The organism is Nocardia sp. Root136 (assembly GCF_001427185.1).
Lineage (GTDB): Bacteria > Actinomycetota > Actinomycetes > Mycobacteriales > Mycobacteriaceae > Nocardia > Nocardia salmonicida.
Window position 1 is genome coordinate 128,170 of sequence record NZ_LMFE01000002.1, and the last position, 17,149, is coordinate 145,318.

Sequence of the window (17,149 nt, forward strand, 5' to 3'; positions counted from 1 at the left end):
GCACCCGCCGAGTAGTGCCTCGACCGGGCCGAGTCGTCCATCGAGCGGGCGATCTCGCTTCGTCATCGTTCGGCGAGGTACTGCTCCTGTTCGCTCCTGGTGGTCGCGGCGGTTCGCGCGAGCTGCGCCCAGCCCACCCACCGCGCGGCGCCGTGCAGCGGTTCGCGGTAGCCGTCGCTGGTTCGCACGATCCGGGCACCGGGTTTGGCAAGCCAGCGAGCGATGACGCCGATTTCCTCCGGTGGGGCTCCGCGCAGGGGTGGGATGTGGTCGTCGGCCTCGCCCAGTGGAGGCTGGGTCCCACTCCCCGACGACGCGATGCCCAGGTCGGGAACAACTGTTTCGGCGGCGGCGACGATCTGATCGACAACGGCCATCGGTGGAGTGCCGCGGGCAGCGGTGGCCGCGGCGGCGAGGCGGCCGTAGCGGATGACGGAGAATTCCCAGCCGCCCGCGCCGTCGGGCAGCGCGATGATGAGTTCGGCGAGGCGAGCCAGGGCCGCGAGACGCTGGGTGCGGTGCAGTTTTGTGACAACGGTGGCGGTGCGGTCACGCAAGCGCGCAGCTGCCTCGAAATGCTCTGCGGTGGAATGGGATTCGATTCGATCGATCATCGCGCGGAGCAGGGTGTCGGCGCGTCCGGTGAACAGGTCACGCACCGCTTCGACGGCCGGAGCGTAGCTCGTCGCGTCGTGGTCACCGTCGTGGCGGGCGGCGGGGCAGCCGCCGACGACCGCGGGTGGGCAGGTGTGTTTCGCCGTGCGGGTGAGGCGAGTGGCACAGGTTCGCATCCCGGCGAATTCGGCGATCGTCGACGCCACGTCGACCGCATCGATCCGAGAGTTGAACGGTCCCAACGCTGTTCGGGTCGGAGTGCGCACGGCTACCAGCCGAGGGAAGGCCTCGTCGCTCAGCGTGAGCCACCACCCACGCCGGGGAAACTTCGAGCGACGGTTGTACGGCGGGGCGTGTGCGGCGAGCAACCGGAGCTCGCGCACACCCGCTTCGAGGCCGTGCGCGCACACCACATGGTCGACCCGAATCGCCAGTGCCACCATCTCTTTCATGCGGCCACGGGTCTCCGAACCGGTGAAGTAATTGCGCACGCGACGGCGCAGATTCACCGCCGTCCCTATATAGAGGACTTCCTCCGACGGCCCACGGAAGAGATAGACCCCGGGCGCGGCGGGCAGGTCGGTCGCGAAAGTGCGCTTGGCACGCTGGGTTCCGGTGACGCCGGGCAGATAGTCGAGCAGTTCGGACAGGCTGTGCACGCCCTGATTGCCGACCCGCCCGATCAACGCGTGCAGGACGTCGACGGTGGCGCGGGCATCATCGAGCGCGCGGTGCGTCGGTGTGGTCGACGCACCGAGGATCTGCGCGAGCACCCCGAGCCGCGCCGACGGGGCTTCGTCGCGCGTGAGCACCCGCCGCGCCAGCTTCACGGTGCACAACACCTGCGGATTGGGCCACGCGATGTCCTGACGCGCCGCGGCCGCTTTGAGAAACGCGGTGTCGAATCGCGCGTTGTGCGCCACCAGCACCGCCCCCGCCGCGAACTCGAAGAACCCCGGCAACACCCCCTCGATCCGCGGCGCGTCGTACACCATCGCCGTGGTGATCCCGGTGATCTGCACGATGGCGGGCGGAATCGCGTAGCCCGGATTCACCAGTGTCGCGAACTCTCCCAGTACCTCTCCCCCGCGCACCTTCACCGCCCCGATCTCGGTGATCGCGTCCCGATCAGCGCTCGTCCCGGTCGTTTCGAGGTCGACGACGACGAAAGTGGTGGCATACAGCGGGGTATCGAGCTCATCGAAGGCCAACTGCCGAGCGGCAGCCGGGAGCGGAACGGGATCGGGCACGGCGAGCAGCGTAGGACGAGGGTCCGACAAGCTCGCCGCGTCGAATCACTACCCACCCGACGGCTACCGGTTCTGCTGGGGTTCAGGCGAGCCGCGCCACCGTGCGACGGCACGGACTCCGCGGTGCGCGAGAGGACGTGTCGGCACAGCCGATTCAGCCGCCCTGCGGCGGAGGCAGCGGCGCGGGCGTGAGGTACTGACGCGGTGGCGTCGGCCAGGGTTTTCCGGTCGGCCAACGGTCCGACGGAAATCTCGGCGGAGTCGGCAGCGGCAGTTGCTGAAAGTAGCTGGGCGGCGGCCGGTAATACGACGGCAGTGTCGGTGCGGGGGTCCGACGTGAGGGCGCCGCCGGATCCGACTCCTCGCCGAACACTGCCGACAGCATCACCGACACGACGATGACGGCCGCGATCGCCCACCCGGCACTCACCCGGCCACGGCCTGGCTTGCCGAGGTATTCGGCACGCCACGCGGATTCGCGCGAGAGCAGTTCGCGCACCTGCGGACCATAGGTAGGATTCAGTTCCGCTGCCCGGCGCAGCAGCCGACGAGCCTCGGCCCAGCGCGAGTTGCGCACCGCGTCGAACCCGAGGAGATAGAGCGCCTCGGCGCTGCCTGGATCGATGCGCAGCGCGTGCGCGAAGGCCGCACGTGCCGACTCGGTCGGTCGTGACGCGGCGGACGCGTCGTCCCACAGCACTTCGCCGCGCATCAGATGCAGGTCGACGTTCTCAGGATCGAGCGCCAGCGCGTGGTCGAGCACCGCGAGGGCCGCGCGCCGGTCGCGATAGCGCAGCACCGTCGCGCGTAGCCGATGGCACTCCGCGGACATCGGATCCAGGTCGACACACCGGTCCGCGGCCCACAGGGCGCGATCACTGTGCGCGGCGGCGATCTCCCTGTTCGCGGCCGCCGCACCGAGCTGGTTCTCGGCCAGCACAGTGACCTTCCACGCGAACAGGTTGACCGGCTCGATCCGCAGCGCGGTGCGCGCCGCCTCGGCAGCGCGCACCGCCTCGCCCTCACGCGCCCAGGCGTAGGCGAGCAGCGCCCAAGCCGTCCCGTTGTCGGGTTCGGCGGCCAGCAGCGGACCGAGCAGGTCACGGGCGGCTGCCTCGCGACGGAGATCGATGAGGATCTCTGCCTTGTGGAGCTGGTCGCTCATCGGAGGTCGAACGCGCTCAGCGCTTCCTCATCCCCTTCAGATATCGCGCCAGCTCGTCGTAGCTACCGTCCCCGTTGGCGAATTCGACCACATTGCGGGCGGATTCGAACCATGCCCCGGTGCTCGGCCTGGTCCGGGCCAGTGCCGCCTCGACATCGGCCATACCGACCGGGCGCACCTCCCCCGACCGCATCGAGTCGGCCATGGCCAGCTGGGTGGCCGAGGTGCAGACGTGGGCGAGGTCGGCGCCGGAGAGGCCGTCGGTGTGGGTGGCGAGCGCGTCGAGGTCGATGCCCGCCACGGGGCGGTCGCGCAGGTGGTAGTGCAGGATCGACTTGCGGGCGGCGAGGTCGGGCAGGCCGACGAAGATCATGCGGTCGAAGCGGCCGGGCCTGCGCAGCGCGACGTCGACATCCCACGGGTGGTTGGTCGCGCCGAGCACGAACACCCCTTCATTGCTGTGGGTGGCCGAATCCATTTCGGTGAGCAGTTGGTTCACCACCGTGCGCATGGTCGCCGACGCCTGCATCTGGCTGCGTTTGTGGCCGAGCGCGTCGACCTCGTCGAGGAACAGCACGCACGGAGCGTTGCGACGGGCCATCTCGAAGATGCTGTGCACATTGCGTTCGCTGGCGCCGGTGTAGATGTCGAGGATGTCGGTGATCTCGATCGGATAGAAGTTGGCGCCGAGTTCGCCCGCGACCGCTGAGGCGATGAAGGTCTTGCCGCAACCGGGTGGGCCGTAGAGCAGCAGGCCGCCGCGCGCGGAGGTACCGAACGCCTTGGCCAGTTCCGGATTGCGCAGCGGGCCGAGCAGGGTGAGGTCGAGTTGCTGTTTCACCTCGGACATCCCGCCGACATCGGCCAGGCGCAGGGTCGGGCGTTCGACGGTGGCGGCGTCGTCGTCGGTGACGAACTCGGTGGGGACGCCGTGCACGAACGCCGGTTCGATGATGTCGCCGACCTCGTCCTCGGCGGCGGCCCAGTCGAAGTCCGGCTTCGCCGCGGCGGGTGCGCCGTCGGAACCGGGCGAGGGAGTGCCGGGGACGGGCGCCGGGGTGGCAGCAGGCACGGGAGAACCGCCGGACAACGCTGCCGTGCACCGCGTCATCAACCCCAGGACCTGGGCATTCCCCGAATCCTGGCCGAGCGCGGTGCCGCAGTGGGCGAGCGCGTCGGCATAACGCCGCCGCTCGATCAGCAGCTCGATGACGCACACGCGCAGCGCGAGCACCCCCGGACTGCGATCCAGCATCGTCAGCATGTCGGTCAAAACCTGGTCGTCGGCCACCCGCGCCCCCTTCGAACTGCGAACATTCGGCCGTACCCTAACCGCCACAACAGCTTTCCCGCCAAGCGGCGAGCATGCGAATACCACGAAACGGCCCGTCCCGCGACTCGGCACAACGTGGACCCGCGAACTCCGAAGCCGACAATTCGGCGCGAGACTTTCGTTCTGATGCGAACAAAATGACCGAGAGCAAACACAATAGTGACTGGGCTCACATACTTATCGAATTCACATGAGTTCATCAGATTTCAACGGGTAAGTGGCCTTACCAATCTGCGCGCGCCGCAGCTTACGGCGCGCCGCCCGCGAGGCGAACCTCGCGGCGAACCGGCGATCATCACCACGAGCACGCACCACCTGCGGATTTGCCGTTTCGAGAGGCGAAAACCACCGCGCGGGCCCTATTGGCGACGCGCCGGTAGCACTCGAAATCGAGATCGGCGCGACCTGGCGTTATCGTTTCGTGATCGAGTGTGACCCAGCTCGCACACTTTCCCCGGTGATATCGCCTCAAACCCCCATTGGACCGATGTCCGACTTTACAAACCCCCGTGATGTCTTCGTAACCTTTTTGAGACCTCACGGAGTCCCGCCGATCGGAAACGGTCAGCGAGACGAAGCCCGCCGCGTCAAACGGACACGGCGTCGTGGGGCAGATTGGAAGTTCCGCATCATGGCGAACAACACCGTCAAGCGTCAGGCGCAGCGTGCCGTTGCCGTCGGAGCCGTCGGCGCTGCCACCATCGGCGCGTTCCTCCTGCCGGCCGCCCCGGCATCGGCCACGCCGGTGACCGTGCCCGGCATCGGCACGTTCGAGGTTCCGAACGAGATTCCGCTGCCCCAGGGTGTGCCCGGTATCGAGATCCCGGCCGCACCGCAGGTCTTCACCGCACCGCGCGCCACCGCCGCCGACATCGCCCTCGATGCCGCGCTGAGCAAGATCGGCTCGCCCTACGTCTACGGCGCCGCGGGCCCGAACGCCTTCGACTGCTCAGGTCTGGTCCAGTGGGCCTACTCCCAGGCGGGCATGGACATCCCACGCACCAGTGACGCCCAGCTGAGCGCCGGCGCCCCGGTCTCGATCGACGAGCTCCAGCCCGGCGACATGGTGTCGTTCTACGGCGGCGGCCACTCCGGCCTGTACGCGGGCGACGGCAACGTCGTGCACGCCTCCACCGCGGGCACCCCGGTCCAGATCGCGTCGCTGTCGTCGATGCCGTTCGCGGGTGCTCGCCGCTTCTGATCTGTCGGGCACGGTGCGTCGTTCACGGGGAAGGGCGCACCGAAGCCGCAGTGATCGTCCGGGTATATGCGCCGTCCACTGGGTTGGACGGCGCACGTACCTTTTACTGGACACGCATGCATGCGGTTCCGTAACCTGATCGAGACCTTCTCGGCTGACGAGGAGATCGCGCTCAGGTATTGCGCTATATCGGCGGACAACGAGAGAACGGGGCACGGGCCACTGTGACTGCACACCACCGGAATTCGCACGCTACGCGTGGTTTCGCCGGAACCCTGTCCGCCGCGATCCTGGTGTGCGCGATCTACACCGCCGGTCCCTCCGGCGCCGACCCTGTCGCCCTGCCGACCACCGCGACCGACGCGATCTCCCGGATGGTCGACCTTTCGCGCCAGTCCGAACAGCTCAACCAACAAGCGCTCACCGCGCAGATCGACCTCGACGCCAAGCTCGCGCTGCAACGCGACGCCGACGACAAGGTCGCAGCCACCTCCGCGGTCGTCGAGGCCGCCCGCGCCGAGGTGCGCAAGTTCCAGCCGATGATCGACCGCACCGCTGTGGCCGCCTACACCGGCGTGCGCACCAACAGCATGTTCGCCGTGCTGTCGAGCGGTTCACCGCAGCAGTTGCTGGACAAGATGTCGACGCTGGACGTGCTGGCCCAGCAGACCACCGAGACGGTCCGCCAGTTCAAACAGGCCGCCGACGCCGCCACCGCGGCCGACACCGTCGCCCGCACCGCCGCCGAGGGCGCGCATGCCGCGACCACCGCCGCCGACGCGGTGCGCGCCGATGTCGAACGCAAACGCCAGGATCTCGCCGCGTCGACCACCTCCGTGGTCGAGGCGTGGAGCCAGCTCTCGGCCAGGGACAAGTCGACCCTGGCCGGTTCGCCGTTCCCACCCGGCTTCGACCGTGATTCGTTGCTGGCGGGCCTGGTTCCCGGCAGCGGCACCAGCGCGCTGGCCGCCGCGCTCACCCGCGTCGGCGATCCGTATGTCTGGGGCGCCACCGGGCCCGACCAGTTCGACTGCTCCGGCCTCGTGCAGTGGGCGTTCAAGCAGGTCGGCAAGAACGTGCCGCGTACCAGTTCCCAGCAGGCGGGCTACGGCACGCCGGTGTCCAAGGACGAACTGCTGCCCGGCGATGTGATCCTGTTCTATCCCGACATCACCCACGTCGGCATCTACGCGGGCAACGGAATGATGGTGCACGCGTCCACTTTCGGTGTGCCGGTCGCTGTCGCGCCGATCAACACCACCCCGTATCACTCGGCCCGGCGATACTGAGCCGGACCGGTGACCGATCCGTTCCCCCGTGCGGGCCTGCGTTCGTGGTTCTCGTCGAACGGCCGCCTCGAATTCTGCATCACGCTCGCCTCGGTCACGCTGCTGACCGGAGCGTGCGTCGCACTGATCCTGCTGCCGCGCAACGCGGGCTCGTTACAGCTGGCCACCGACGAGGCCGAGGTGCTCGACACCTCCGAGGGCCTCGACAATCCGCGTCTGAGCCCGGTGCGCCGCGAGCTACAGCCCTACGGCCCGATCCTGGTCCGTGAAGTCGCCGACGGTGCCGCCTCCCCGGCACTGCTGGTGGCGCATCCCAGCCATCGCGCCGACCTCGATGTTCTCGAACATCAACTGGGCCGAGCTATTTCGGATGTGAGCGCGGTGTGGGGCACCGACTGGAATCGCGCGCCCGTCGTGGTCGTGGCGAGCACGCCCGCCGAATTCACCGCGCTCACCAGGTCCGCGGGCGCCACCGGCACCGACGTGGCCGCCGTGTCGCTCACCGGGTCCTACGCTCCGGGCACCCAGCCCACCGACCAGCGCATCGTGTTCAACCCCGACGCGCGGCGGCGCGTCGGCACCGAGGGTCTGGCCACGCTGCTGCGCCACGAGCTCACCCACCTCGCCACCAGGGCCGACACCACCGACGGCGCACCGTTGTGGATGCTGGAAGGCTTCGCCGAGTACGTCGCCCAGCGCGATCAGAAAACCACCTTCTCCCAGATCGCGCCCACGCTGACCACTCGGTTGCGTGCGGGCACCGTGCCCACCGAACTCGTCGCCGATGCCGACTTCACCGGTGTCGACGCGGCCTACGCCTACGAAAGCGCGTGGAGTACCTGCGCGTTCCTCGCCGACCGCTACGGCACCACCGCCCTCACCACGTTGTACAAGCGGCTGGCTACCGGCCCGCAGTCCCCCGCGGCGCAGGACGCCGCGTTCACCGCCGTGCTCGGGGCCTCGCGCGCCGAGGTGCTCGACGGGTGGCGGGCCTGGCTGCGCGGTCGCGCTGCATGACGAGCGCGGGTACGCCTGACCACGTCCGCCCACCTGTCAGCCGACCGATTAGGTTGTTCTCTTATGGCCCGAACTCTGCTGGTTACCAACGATTTCCCGCCTCGGCCGGGCGGAATCCAGTCGTATCTGCAGGCACTGTCGAATCAGCTGCCGCCCGAGGACCTGGTGGTGTACGCACCGCGCTGGCGCGGTGACAGCCACGAGAAGTTCGACGCCGCGCAGAAGTTCCAGGTGGTGCGTCATCCGACCACGCTGATGCTGCCGACCCCCGCGGTCATCAAGCGAGCGAGCGCGCTGCTGCGCGAACACCGTTGCGACACAGTGTGGTTCGGTGCGGCCGCACCCCTGGCAGTGATGGCGCCGATACTGCGACGCGCGGGCGCCGAGCGCATCCTGGCCAGCACCCACGGTCACGAAGTGGGCTGGTCGATGCTGCCGGGATCGCGCCAGGTGCTGCGTTCGATCGGCGAGCACACCGATGTGGTGACCTATGTCAGCAAGTACACCCGTGGCCGCTTCGCCTCGGCCTTCGGTCCGCGCGCGGCGCTGGAGCACCTGCCGCCGGGCGTCGACCCCACCGAATTCCGGCCCGACCCGGCGGCCAGGGAAGAGCTGCGCGCCCGCTACGGACTCGGCGAGCGCCCGACCGTGCTCTGCCTGTCGAGGCTGGTCCCGCGCAAGGGCCAGGACATGCTGATCGTGGCGATGAGCGAGATCCGCGAGCGCGTCGACGGCGCGGTGCTGGTGATCGCGGGCGGTGGACCCTACGAGACACGGCTGCGCGCGCTGGCCGAGGCCCTCGGCGTGCAGGACAGTGTGGTGTTCACCGGGCGGGTGCCCTCGGGCGAGCTGGCCGCCCATCACACGATCGCCGACGTGTTCGCGATGCCGTGCCGCACGCGCGGGGCGGGCCTCGACGTCGAGGGTCTGGGGATCGTGTTCCTCGAGGCGTCGGCCTCCGGGGTCCCGGTCGTGGCCGGCGATTCCGGTGGCGCCCCCGAGACCGTGCGCGAGGGCGAGACCGGCATCGTGGTGCACGGCCGGTCGGTCTCGCAGATCAGCGACGCCATCGTCGAGCTGCTCACCGACCGGGACAAGGCCGCCCAGATGGGCGCCGCGGGCCGGGCCTGGGTGGAGCAGAACTGGCATTGGGACCGTCAGGGCGCCCGCTTGCGGGAACTGCTGCGGTGACACCCTGCCCGGACCCGGTGTGGCGTCCACTACGCTCAGCCGGGTGAGCAGTATCCAGGTCGCTGATCAGACCTTCCTCGCCGCACCGGGCGCCGCGATCGCCGAGGTGCTGAGCGCCGCGAACAACTGGCGCCGCTGGTGGCCCGATCTGCGCCTCGACGTGCGCGAGGATCGCGGCGACAAAGGCATCCGCTGGACGGTGGCAGGCGCGTTGACCGGCACCATGGAGGTATGGCTCGAGGCAGTCCCCGAGGGGGCGATCCTGCACTACTTCCTGCACGCCGAACCCGCGGCCGAACCGAAGTCGGCGCGCGTGCTGGCCGCGGCCAATCGGTCCCGCCGGGTCGCGGGCCGCGCCATGGCGTTCGAACTCAAGGCACGGCTCGAAGCCGGTCGACCCGCGGGCGTCGCACCCGCGGTCGCCGCCCCCTGACGCACGTTCTCGGCGCGCCTTCGCCGATGGACCGACCGGCACGGGTGCGACAAAGGAGAACCGCGGCACCAGCCGCCATAAACAGAGAAGAGGGCTTGGGCGCCATGGCTGACCGGACTCAGAGATCGATCCTGATCGACGCACCGTCGCAGCAGGTGATGGCCGTCATCGCGGATCTGGAGTCCTATCCGGAGTGGGTGGCTGCCGCGAAGTCGGTGGAGGTCATCGAGCGGGACGCGCAGGACCGCGCGGCCACCGCCCGGTTCGTGCTCGACGCGGGCGTCGTCAAGGACACCTACGTGCTGTCCTACACCTGGCGGGCCGACGGCAAAGCCGTGTCATGGCGTCTGCTCAGCGGTGACCTGCAGAAAGCCCAGGACGGCAGCTACGAACTGCTCGACCGGCCAGGCGGCGGCACCGAGGTGGTCTACGAACTCACCGTCGATCTGAACATCCCGATGATCGGCATGTTCAAACGCAAAGCAGAGAAGGTCATCACCGATACCGCGCTCAACGAGCTGAAGAAGCGGGTCGAAGGCTGAGCGCCCCGGGCGGTACCCGCGTCGAACTGTTCGTCGGCAAGGGTGGTGTCGGGAAGACGACGCTGGCCTGCGCGACGAGTATGGCCTATGCCCGCTCGGGTCAGCGCGTGCTGATCGCCTCGCTGGATCAGGCCCATTCGCTCGGTGACGCGCTCGGTTTCCGTTTCCCGCACGATCCGGGCACCGTCGCCGGAGTGGCCAGGGTGGCGCCCGGTATCGAAGTGATCGAGATCGACTCCCTCGCCCTGCTCGAAGACCGTTTCCGCGATGTGGTGGCCATGCTGGCCACGGGCGGCGGCCACGATCACGGCTTCGACCTGGCGGCGCTCGACCCGGCCGAGCTCACCGGACTACCCGGTGTGCAGGAACTGTTGATGCTGGTCGAGATCGGCCAGTACGCCGAGGAGAACGACTGGGACGTCATCGTCGTCGATTGCCCGCCCTCGGCCGACATGCTGCGCATCGTCACCGCTCCCGACACGCTGCTCAACTACCTCGAACGGCTCTGGCCCAAGCACGCGCGCACGATGAGCGCGATCGGGCTCGACCTGCGTAAGGCGGTGCTCGCGGCGGCGGTCGAACGGATCGTGGTGGCGGTGACCCAGGTTCGCGACCTGCTCGCCGACCGCACTCGCACCAGCGCCCGCCTGATCACCGGCCCCGAACAGGTCGCCGTCGCCGAGGCGCGACGGGTGCGCTCGGCGGCCGCGCTGCTCGGCCTGCGGATGGACGCGGTGGTGGTGAACAAGGTGCTGGCCCCGGTGCCGCCGCCCGGCGACAACGCCCACCCGGCCGTGCACTGGTATCTCAACCGCCGGGCCGAGCAACTCGAGGTGGTGGCCCGGCTCCACGAACAACTCACCGATGTCCCGATTCTGATCGCCCAGCACGCCGGTGCCGAACCGGTGGGGGTGAATTCGCTGTCGGCGTTCTCGCATTCGGTCGACACGCCGCCCGCCCCACACGCGCAGGGCACGGAATCAGGCGAACCGGTGGTTCGATGGGAGTCCGGCTCCGGTGTCGACTCCGTGTACGCGATGCGGATGCGGCTACCGGTGGTCGATCCCGGCACCTTGCGGCTGGGCCGAGTGGAGGACGATCTGATCGTGGGAGCCGACGGGGTACGCACTCGCGTACGGCTCGCGCCGGTGCTGCGACGCTGCACGGTAGCGGGCGCCGAACTCGACACCGGTCACCTCGTGGTCCGCTTCCGGCCCGATCCGCGGGTGTGGCCCGCCGATCCGAACTACACGAAGGCCACCGCAGATGAGCACTGACTCCCAGTCCGAGCGCCACGGCCACGACGGCTTCGCCGAGTTCACCGAGGAACTGCGCCTACTCTCCGAAGTCCTGCTCGCCCGAGTCGAACCGGTGCTGCGCCGCACCGCCGCCGACGGCCGAGCCGACCTGGGCGGCTGCGCCTGGTGCCCGGTCTGCGCGGCCGCGGCCCTGGTGCGCGGCGACCACCACGACGTCGTCGCGGCCCTCGCCGAACACGGCACCTCCCTGGTGACGGTCCTGCGCGAAGCCCTCGCGGGCATCCCCGTGGAACCGGTCATGCCCCCGGAGTGGGCCGATCACGCTGCGGGCCACCCGGATTCGACCGACGGTCCCGGTACCCCAGAACATGCGGCACACCCCGATTCCGACCCCACCGCAGCCGGTCCCACGGGTGCGGACCCCGTCTCCCCGCAGCAGCGCACCGCCGCCGCGCAGGCCGACGCCGAAGGCGGTCCGAGGTGGGGCACATCCCGCAAGAACGCCGCCGCCCCGCGCCCCCGCCGGGTCGACGAGTACTCCGCGCCACGCACCTCCCGCACACCGCAGGCCCCCCGCATCGCCCCCGAATCGGCCGATACCGCCGCGAACGCTTCGGGCACGGGCGCTTTCGCCACCACCGAGGATCGCTCGGCCACCGCTCGCGCGCCACGCTCGCACTATGTCGACATCCCGGTGACGATCCGGGGATGACCAGCCGGATCGACCCTCAACACCTGCTCACCGTCGGCATCGACGTGGGTGGCACGAACATTCGCGCCTCGGTGGTCGACGCCGAGGGCGAGGTGCTCGACACCGTGCAGGCGCCGACCCCGCATTCGGCGCGTGCGCTCGAGGACGCGATCGACCGCTCGGTGCGCGAGCTGGCCCGGCGCCATCCGATCGCGGCGGTCGGGCTCGCCGTCGCCGGTTTCATCTCCACGGATCAATCGACGGTCCTGTTCGCGCCGCACCTGCCGTGGCAGAACGCCCCCGTCGCGCAACGGCTCACCGCGCGTCTGGGCCTGCCGGTGATCCTCGAACACGACGCGAACGCCGCGGGCTGGGCCGAGTACCGCTTCGGCGCGGCGGCGGGCGGGCAGACGGTGGTGCTCGTCGCGATCGGCACCGGCATCGGCGCCGCGCTGCTCATCGACGGTCGGCTCTATCGCGGCAGCCACGGCATCGCCCCCGAACTCGGCCATCTCCAGGTCGTCCCCGAGGGCCGCGCGTGCCCCTGCGGCAAACACGGTTGCTGGGAGCGCTACTGCAGTGGAACGGCACTGGCCGACACCGCCATCGAAATGCTCGCCACCGACCCCGTGCGCTCGGTGCTGGCCCGTGACGTGATCCGTGATCCCGGCTCGCTCACCGGCCGACGGGTCGCGAACGCGGCCCAGGACGGCGACCCACTCGCGGTCCGGGTGATGGCCGACTTCGCCCGCTGGCTCGGACTCGGCCTCGCTTTCGTCAGCGATCTGTTCGATCCCGACCTCGTGGTGATCGCGGGTGGCGTGAGCAGTTCGGCGCCGTTGTTCCTCGACGAGGCGCGCGAACACTACGCGAGCGCGGTCACCGGATCCGGGCATCGGCCGCTGGCCAGACTGCGTACCACCCTGCTCGGAGAGGCCGCGGGAATGATCGGCGCCGCGGAGTTGGCCAGGGTGTCGATCGACACGCCGGTGGCCGGTCGCGCGGCGAGATAAGGGTCACAGCCATGTGTGCCAGCTACCATCCTGGGTTGGTTGTGACCTGCGACCAGCGGTAAAGTCGTTGTCCGACGAGGCTCTACACAATTATCCCGGTCCCTGGGGAAAGGACGCCATGTTCTACTGGCTGCTCAAGTTCGTTCTCGTGGGACCGTTCATGCACATGTACAACCGGCCCGAGGTCGAAGGGGTCGAGAACATCCCGACCGACGGCCCGGCCATCATGGCGGGTAATCACCTCTCCTTCTCCGACTGGCTCTTCGCTCCTCTGCTGAGCCCGCGCCGGATCAACTACCTGGCCAAGGCCGAGTACTTCACCACCCCCGGTTTCAAGGGCCGCCTGCAGAAGTTCTTCTTCAGCGGCACCGGCCAGTACCCGATCGACCGCAGCGGCGCCTCGGCCGCCGAGGACGCGCTCAACGCGGCCACCAAGCTCCTCGACGAGGGCCGTCTCGTCGGCCTGTACCCCGAGGGCACCCGCTCCCCCGACGGCCGCCTGTACAAGGGCAAGACCGGCATGGCGCGACTCGCGCTCGAGACCGGCGTCCCGGTGATCCCGGTCGCGGTGATCGGCACCGATAAGGTGAGCCCGCCCGGACCGTTCAAGTGGCGTCGTCAGAAGGTCACCCTGAAGTTCGGTGCGCCCCTCGATTTCTCGCGCTACGAGGGGATGAGCGGCAACCGCTTCGTCGAGCGCGCCGTCACCGACGAGGTGATGTACGAACTGATGCGCCTCACCGGCCAGGAATACGTCGACGTCTACGCGCACAGCCTCAAGAAGGGCGTCGCCCCGACCGACAATCAGCTCGACGCCACCCGGATCCCCGAAACCAAGGCGAGCTGAGCCGAAACCTGTTCCGCCGCATGATGAACTGACGCACGGGGCAGCACGCTCGCGAGCGCGAGCGATTGCCGGTAGGCACCGGGACACCATCGCACTGTTCACGCGCTGATCGACTGGACGTCTGCGCATCCACGGTCGTTGCCCGGACGCTCGCGCGCCCGATTGGTACCCTGTGCCAGGCACGGGCCGATGGGCGGGCAGGCCACCAGAGGTGGCGGGCGTCGGCGGACAGCGAGGTAGGCATGGCCGGAGGCGAATCCGACGAGGGTCGCGTCATGGCGTTCACCCGCCGTACGACACCGCGCGACGGTAATCCACCCACCGGCCGAGTAGTACGCAGCGCCCGCCTGGCCGCGGTACCGGTCGCCTACGCGGGCCGGCGCATCGCAGGCTTCGGCAAGCGCGCCGCGGGCCGCGACCCCGCCGACGTAGACCGCGACATCCGCGTGCGCACCGCCGAACACCTCTTCCAAGTGCTCGGCGAACTCAAGGGCTGCGTCGCGAAGCTGGGCCAACTCCTCGGCCTGCTCGAACTCGGGCTGGCTCCCGATCTGGCCGAGCCGTACCGCCAAGCCCTCGCTCGCTTGCACGATTCGGCACCCGCCATGCTGCCCGGCGCGGTCCACGCGGAACTCGCCGCCCATCTGGGCCCGCACTGGCGCTCACTGTTCCTCGAATTCGAGGACCGCGCCTCCGCCGCCGCCTCGGTCGGCCAGGTCCACCGCGCCCGCTGGCACGACGGCACCCAGGTGGCGGTCAAGGTGATGTATCCCGGTTCCCGCCGCGCGGTACTGGCCGATCTCCAAGCTCTGCGTCGCGCGACCCCGCTGTTCACCGCGCTGCTGCCCGGCGCCGATACCCGCCCGGTGGTGGAGGCGCTGTGCGACGAGATCCGCGACGAACTCGACTACGCCCGTGAGGCCGTGAACCAGCGCGCCTTCGCCACCGCTTTCGCCGACGACCCCGACGTGGTGGTGAGCCGGGTGATCGCCCAGCACGGCGACGTCCTGGTCACCGAATGGCTCGACGGCGTTCCCCTGTCCCGGTTGATCGTTCGCGGCAACGCCGACGAACTCGATCGCCTCGGCGTGCTGATCATGCGCTTCCTGTTCTCCGCCCCCGCCCGCGCCGCCCTGGTCTACGGCGACCCCCACCCCGGCAACTTCCTTCGCATGCCCGACGGCCGCCTCGGTGTCGTCGACTTCGGCGCCTGCACCCCCTGGCCCGCCACGTTCCTCGACGTGGCGAGCGACATCGGCGCCGCCGTCATCGCCGACTCCCCCGCCGACCTCGAGGCAGCCATGCGCCGCCACGGCTTCGTGGCCCCCGACCGCGAGCTCGACATCGCCACCGTCGCCGCCCGCCTGCAACCGGTCCGCGAAGCCCTCCTCGCCCCGACCTACCCCCTCTCGGCCGACTGGCTCCGCGAACAAGTCCGCCTGGCCACCGACCTGCGCCTGTCCAACGTCCTACGCCAACTGACGATGCCCCCCGGCCACACCCCCATCCTCCGCTCCTTCCTCGGCGGCGTAGCGGTCCTGTGCCAACTCCACACCGCCGTCCCCCTCCGCGCCGAATGCACCCGCTGGTACCCCGAAACCGCCGCCGCCGCAGGGCTCTAGACGCGTCAGCCGAGTTCGGCCCGTCGTACGGCATCGTTCATGTTCCGTTGCCTTGCTAACGACCGGGTGTTACGACCGGTGGCGCACCGTGAGGCTCATGGCTGTCTCGGATTTCGCGATGTCTCGGCGCACGCTGCTGCGCGCAACCGCACTCGGTGTGGTGACTGCTCCTGCCCTGGTGGCCTGCGGTGATGACGGGCCCGCGCTCGTGCGGGCCAGGCCCGCACTCACACACGGGATCGCCGTCGGTGATCCGCGCAGCGACGGCGCGCTGATCTGGGCCCGGTCGGATCGGCCTGCCACGCTGGTGGTGGAGACCTCGGCGACCGAGAAGTTCAGCGACGTCAAGCGATTCACCGGGCCGCTGCTCACCCCGGCCACCGACGGCACCGGGCGCGTGCGAGTGAACGGTCTGCCCGCGGGGCAACTCGTGCACTACCGGGTGCGCCTCGACGGGGAAGACGGGGCGAGCTCGGAGACTCTCACCGGTGTCTTCCGCACGGCGCCGACCGCGCCCTCCGACATCTCGCTGCTGTGGTCCGGTGACGTCGCGGGCCAGGGTTTCGGCATCAACCCCGACCTCGGCGGTATGAAGGTGTTCTCCACCATGGCCGCCCGCGACCCGCACCTGTTCCTGCACTCCGGCGACTGCATCTACGCCGACAACGCGCTCAAAGAGTCCGTAACGCTACCCGACGGCCGGGTCTGGAAGAACATCACCGCCGAGGCGAAGAACGCTCCCGCGGAAACCCTCGACCAGTTCCGCGGCAACTACGCCTACAACCTCACCGACGACAACTATCGCCGGTTCAACGCCGCCGTCGCCCAGATCGTCCAATGGGACGACCACGAGACGACCAACAACTGGTCGCCCGGCGGCACGGTCGCCGCCGACAAGGGCTACACCGAGCGCAGCATGGACACCCTCGCGACACGTTCCTGGCAGGCCTTCCACGAGTGGATGCCCCTGGAGCCGAAGGAGGCCGTCGACGGCCGTCTCTACCGCAAGATCTCCTACGGCCCACTGCTCGACGTGTTCGTCCTGGACATGCGCGCCTACAAAGACGCCAACACGGCCAATACCGCGCCCCAGGGCCAGATCCTCGGCGCCGCCCAGATCAAGTGGCTCACCGAGGGCCTGAAGGACTCAAAGGCCACCTGGAAGATCGTGGCCGCCGATCTGCCGCTCGGCGTTGTCGTCCCCGATGGCAAGACCGCCTTCGAAGGCCCCGCCAATGCCGCCCCCGGCGCACCCTCCGGCCGCGAAACCGAGATCGCCCAGGTGCTCTCGGCGATCAAGGCGAACAGGGTCGTCGACGTCGTGTGGCTCACCGCCGACGTCCACTACACCGCCGCGCACCACTACTCCCCCACCCGCGCCGCCTTCACTGATTTCGACGAGTTCTGGGAGTTCGTCTCGGGCCCGCTCAACGCCGGCGCGTTCGGCCCCAACCCCCTCGACCCCACCTTCGGACCCGAAGCGGTCTACGTCCACGCGCCGCCCACACCCAACGCCTCCCCGCTTGACCCGGAGTACCAGCACTTCGGTGAGGTGAAAATCGACGGACGCACCGGAGAAATGACCGTCAACTTGTGCGACGCGACCGGAAAAGTCCTGTTCACCAAGCAACTCGCGCCCACGCGGAAATAGGTGCGAAGTACCCTGCGCAAGAACCGCCCA

15 protein-coding genes are annotated in these 17,149 nt (G+C 69.3%); 12 read left to right on the forward strand and 3 right to left on the reverse strand.

Annotated elements, in window-relative coordinates:
* Window positions 1-62 precede the first annotated feature (62 nt).
* The 3 genes from ASD42_RS14440 to ASD42_RS14450 all read right to left on the reverse strand — a co-directional run bounded on the left by ASD42_RS14440 (window position 63) and on the right by ASD42_RS14450 (window position 4,321).
* Complete coding sequence (locus ASD42_RS14440) at window positions 63-1,865, reverse strand: DEDD exonuclease domain-containing protein (protein WP_056816560.1); 1,803 nt, start codon at window positions 1,863-1,865, stop codon at window positions 63-65.
* A 154-nt stretch (window positions 1,866-2,019) separates the two neighbouring features.
* Window positions 2,020-3,030, reverse strand: coding sequence for a tetratricopeptide repeat protein (locus tag ASD42_RS14445; RefSeq protein WP_056816563.1), 1,011 nt, complete (start codon window positions 3,028-3,030; stop codon window positions 2,020-2,022).
* A 16-nt stretch (window positions 3,031-3,046) separates the two neighbouring features.
* A complete protein-coding gene (locus tag ASD42_RS14450) occupies window positions 3,047-4,321 on the reverse strand; it encodes an ATP-binding protein (RefSeq protein WP_056816566.1) in 1,275 nt (424 codons plus the stop codon).
* Window positions 4,322-4,994: 673 nt separating this feature from the next.
* On the opposite strand from ASD42_RS14450, the gene ASD42_RS14455 reads away from it, so the two are divergent.
* The 12 genes from ASD42_RS14455 (at window position 4,995) to ASD42_RS14510 (ending at window position 17,119) form a co-directional block, all read left to right on the forward strand.
* Window positions 4,995-5,564 carry a C40 family peptidase gene (locus tag ASD42_RS14455; protein ID WP_056816570.1) on the forward strand — a complete coding sequence of 190 codons (570 nt, stop codon included), beginning with the start codon at window positions 4,995-4,997 and terminating at the stop codon, window positions 5,562-5,564.
* A gap of 224 nt (window positions 5,565-5,788) precedes the next feature.
* A complete protein-coding gene (locus tag ASD42_RS14460; protein ID WP_082844246.1) occupies window positions 5,789-6,853 on the forward strand; it encodes an NlpC/P60 family protein in 1,065 nt (354 codons plus the stop codon).
* Window positions 6,854-6,862: 9 nt separating this feature from the next.
* Complete coding sequence (locus ASD42_RS14465) at window positions 6,863-7,870, forward strand: peptidase MA family metallohydrolase (RefSeq protein WP_056816573.1); 1,008 nt, start codon at window positions 6,863-6,865, stop codon at window positions 7,868-7,870.
* Window positions 7,871-7,933: 63 nt separating this feature from the next.
* A complete protein-coding gene (locus ASD42_RS14470; protein ID WP_056816578.1) occupies window positions 7,934-9,061 on the forward strand; it encodes a glycosyltransferase family 4 protein in 1,128 nt (375 codons plus the stop codon).
* A gap of 43 nt (window positions 9,062-9,104) precedes the next feature.
* Window positions 9,105-9,494 carry a hypothetical protein gene (locus tag ASD42_RS14475; RefSeq protein WP_056816580.1) on the forward strand — a complete coding sequence of 130 codons (390 nt, stop codon included), beginning with the start codon at window positions 9,105-9,107 and terminating at the stop codon, window positions 9,492-9,494.
* Between the two features lie 104 nt (window positions 9,495-9,598).
* On the forward strand, window positions 9,599-10,036 hold the full coding sequence (locus ASD42_RS14480; RefSeq protein ID WP_056816585.1) for an SRPBCC family protein: 438 nt from the start codon (window positions 9,599-9,601) through the stop codon (window positions 10,034-10,036).
* Window positions 10,037-10,062: 26 nt separating this feature from the next.
* The gene (locus ASD42_RS14485; RefSeq protein WP_082844245.1) at window positions 10,063-11,313 is read left to right on the forward strand and encodes an ArsA family ATPase; all 1,251 of its coding nucleotides are present in this window, start codon (window positions 10,063-10,065) and stop codon (window positions 11,311-11,313) included.
* A complete protein-coding gene (locus tag ASD42_RS34915) occupies window positions 11,303-12,007 on the forward strand; it encodes a hypothetical protein (protein ID WP_174555380.1) in 705 nt (234 codons plus the stop codon). The genes ASD42_RS14485 and ASD42_RS34915 overlap by 11 nt, the downstream gene beginning before the upstream one ends.
* Entirely contained in the window at window positions 12,004-12,999 is a 996-nt protein-coding gene (locus ASD42_RS14495) for an ROK family protein (protein WP_056816591.1), read from the forward strand. The genes ASD42_RS34915 and ASD42_RS14495 overlap by 4 nt, the downstream gene beginning before the upstream one ends.
* 118 nt (window positions 13,000-13,117) lie before the next feature.
* Window positions 13,118-13,846, forward strand: coding sequence for a lysophospholipid acyltransferase family protein (locus ASD42_RS14500; protein WP_056816594.1), 729 nt, complete (start codon window positions 13,118-13,120; stop codon window positions 13,844-13,846).
* 242 nt (window positions 13,847-14,088) lie between these two features.
* Window positions 14,089-15,468: an ABC1 kinase family protein gene (locus ASD42_RS14505; protein WP_056816597.1), complete on the forward strand. Its 1,380-nt coding sequence runs from the start codon at window positions 14,089-14,091 to the stop codon at window positions 15,466-15,468.
* A 97-nt stretch (window positions 15,469-15,565) separates the two neighbouring features.
* A complete protein-coding gene (locus ASD42_RS14510; RefSeq protein ID WP_084787140.1) occupies window positions 15,566-17,119 on the forward strand; it encodes an alkaline phosphatase D family protein in 1,554 nt (517 codons plus the stop codon).
* Window positions 17,120-17,149: the final 30 nt, after the last annotated feature.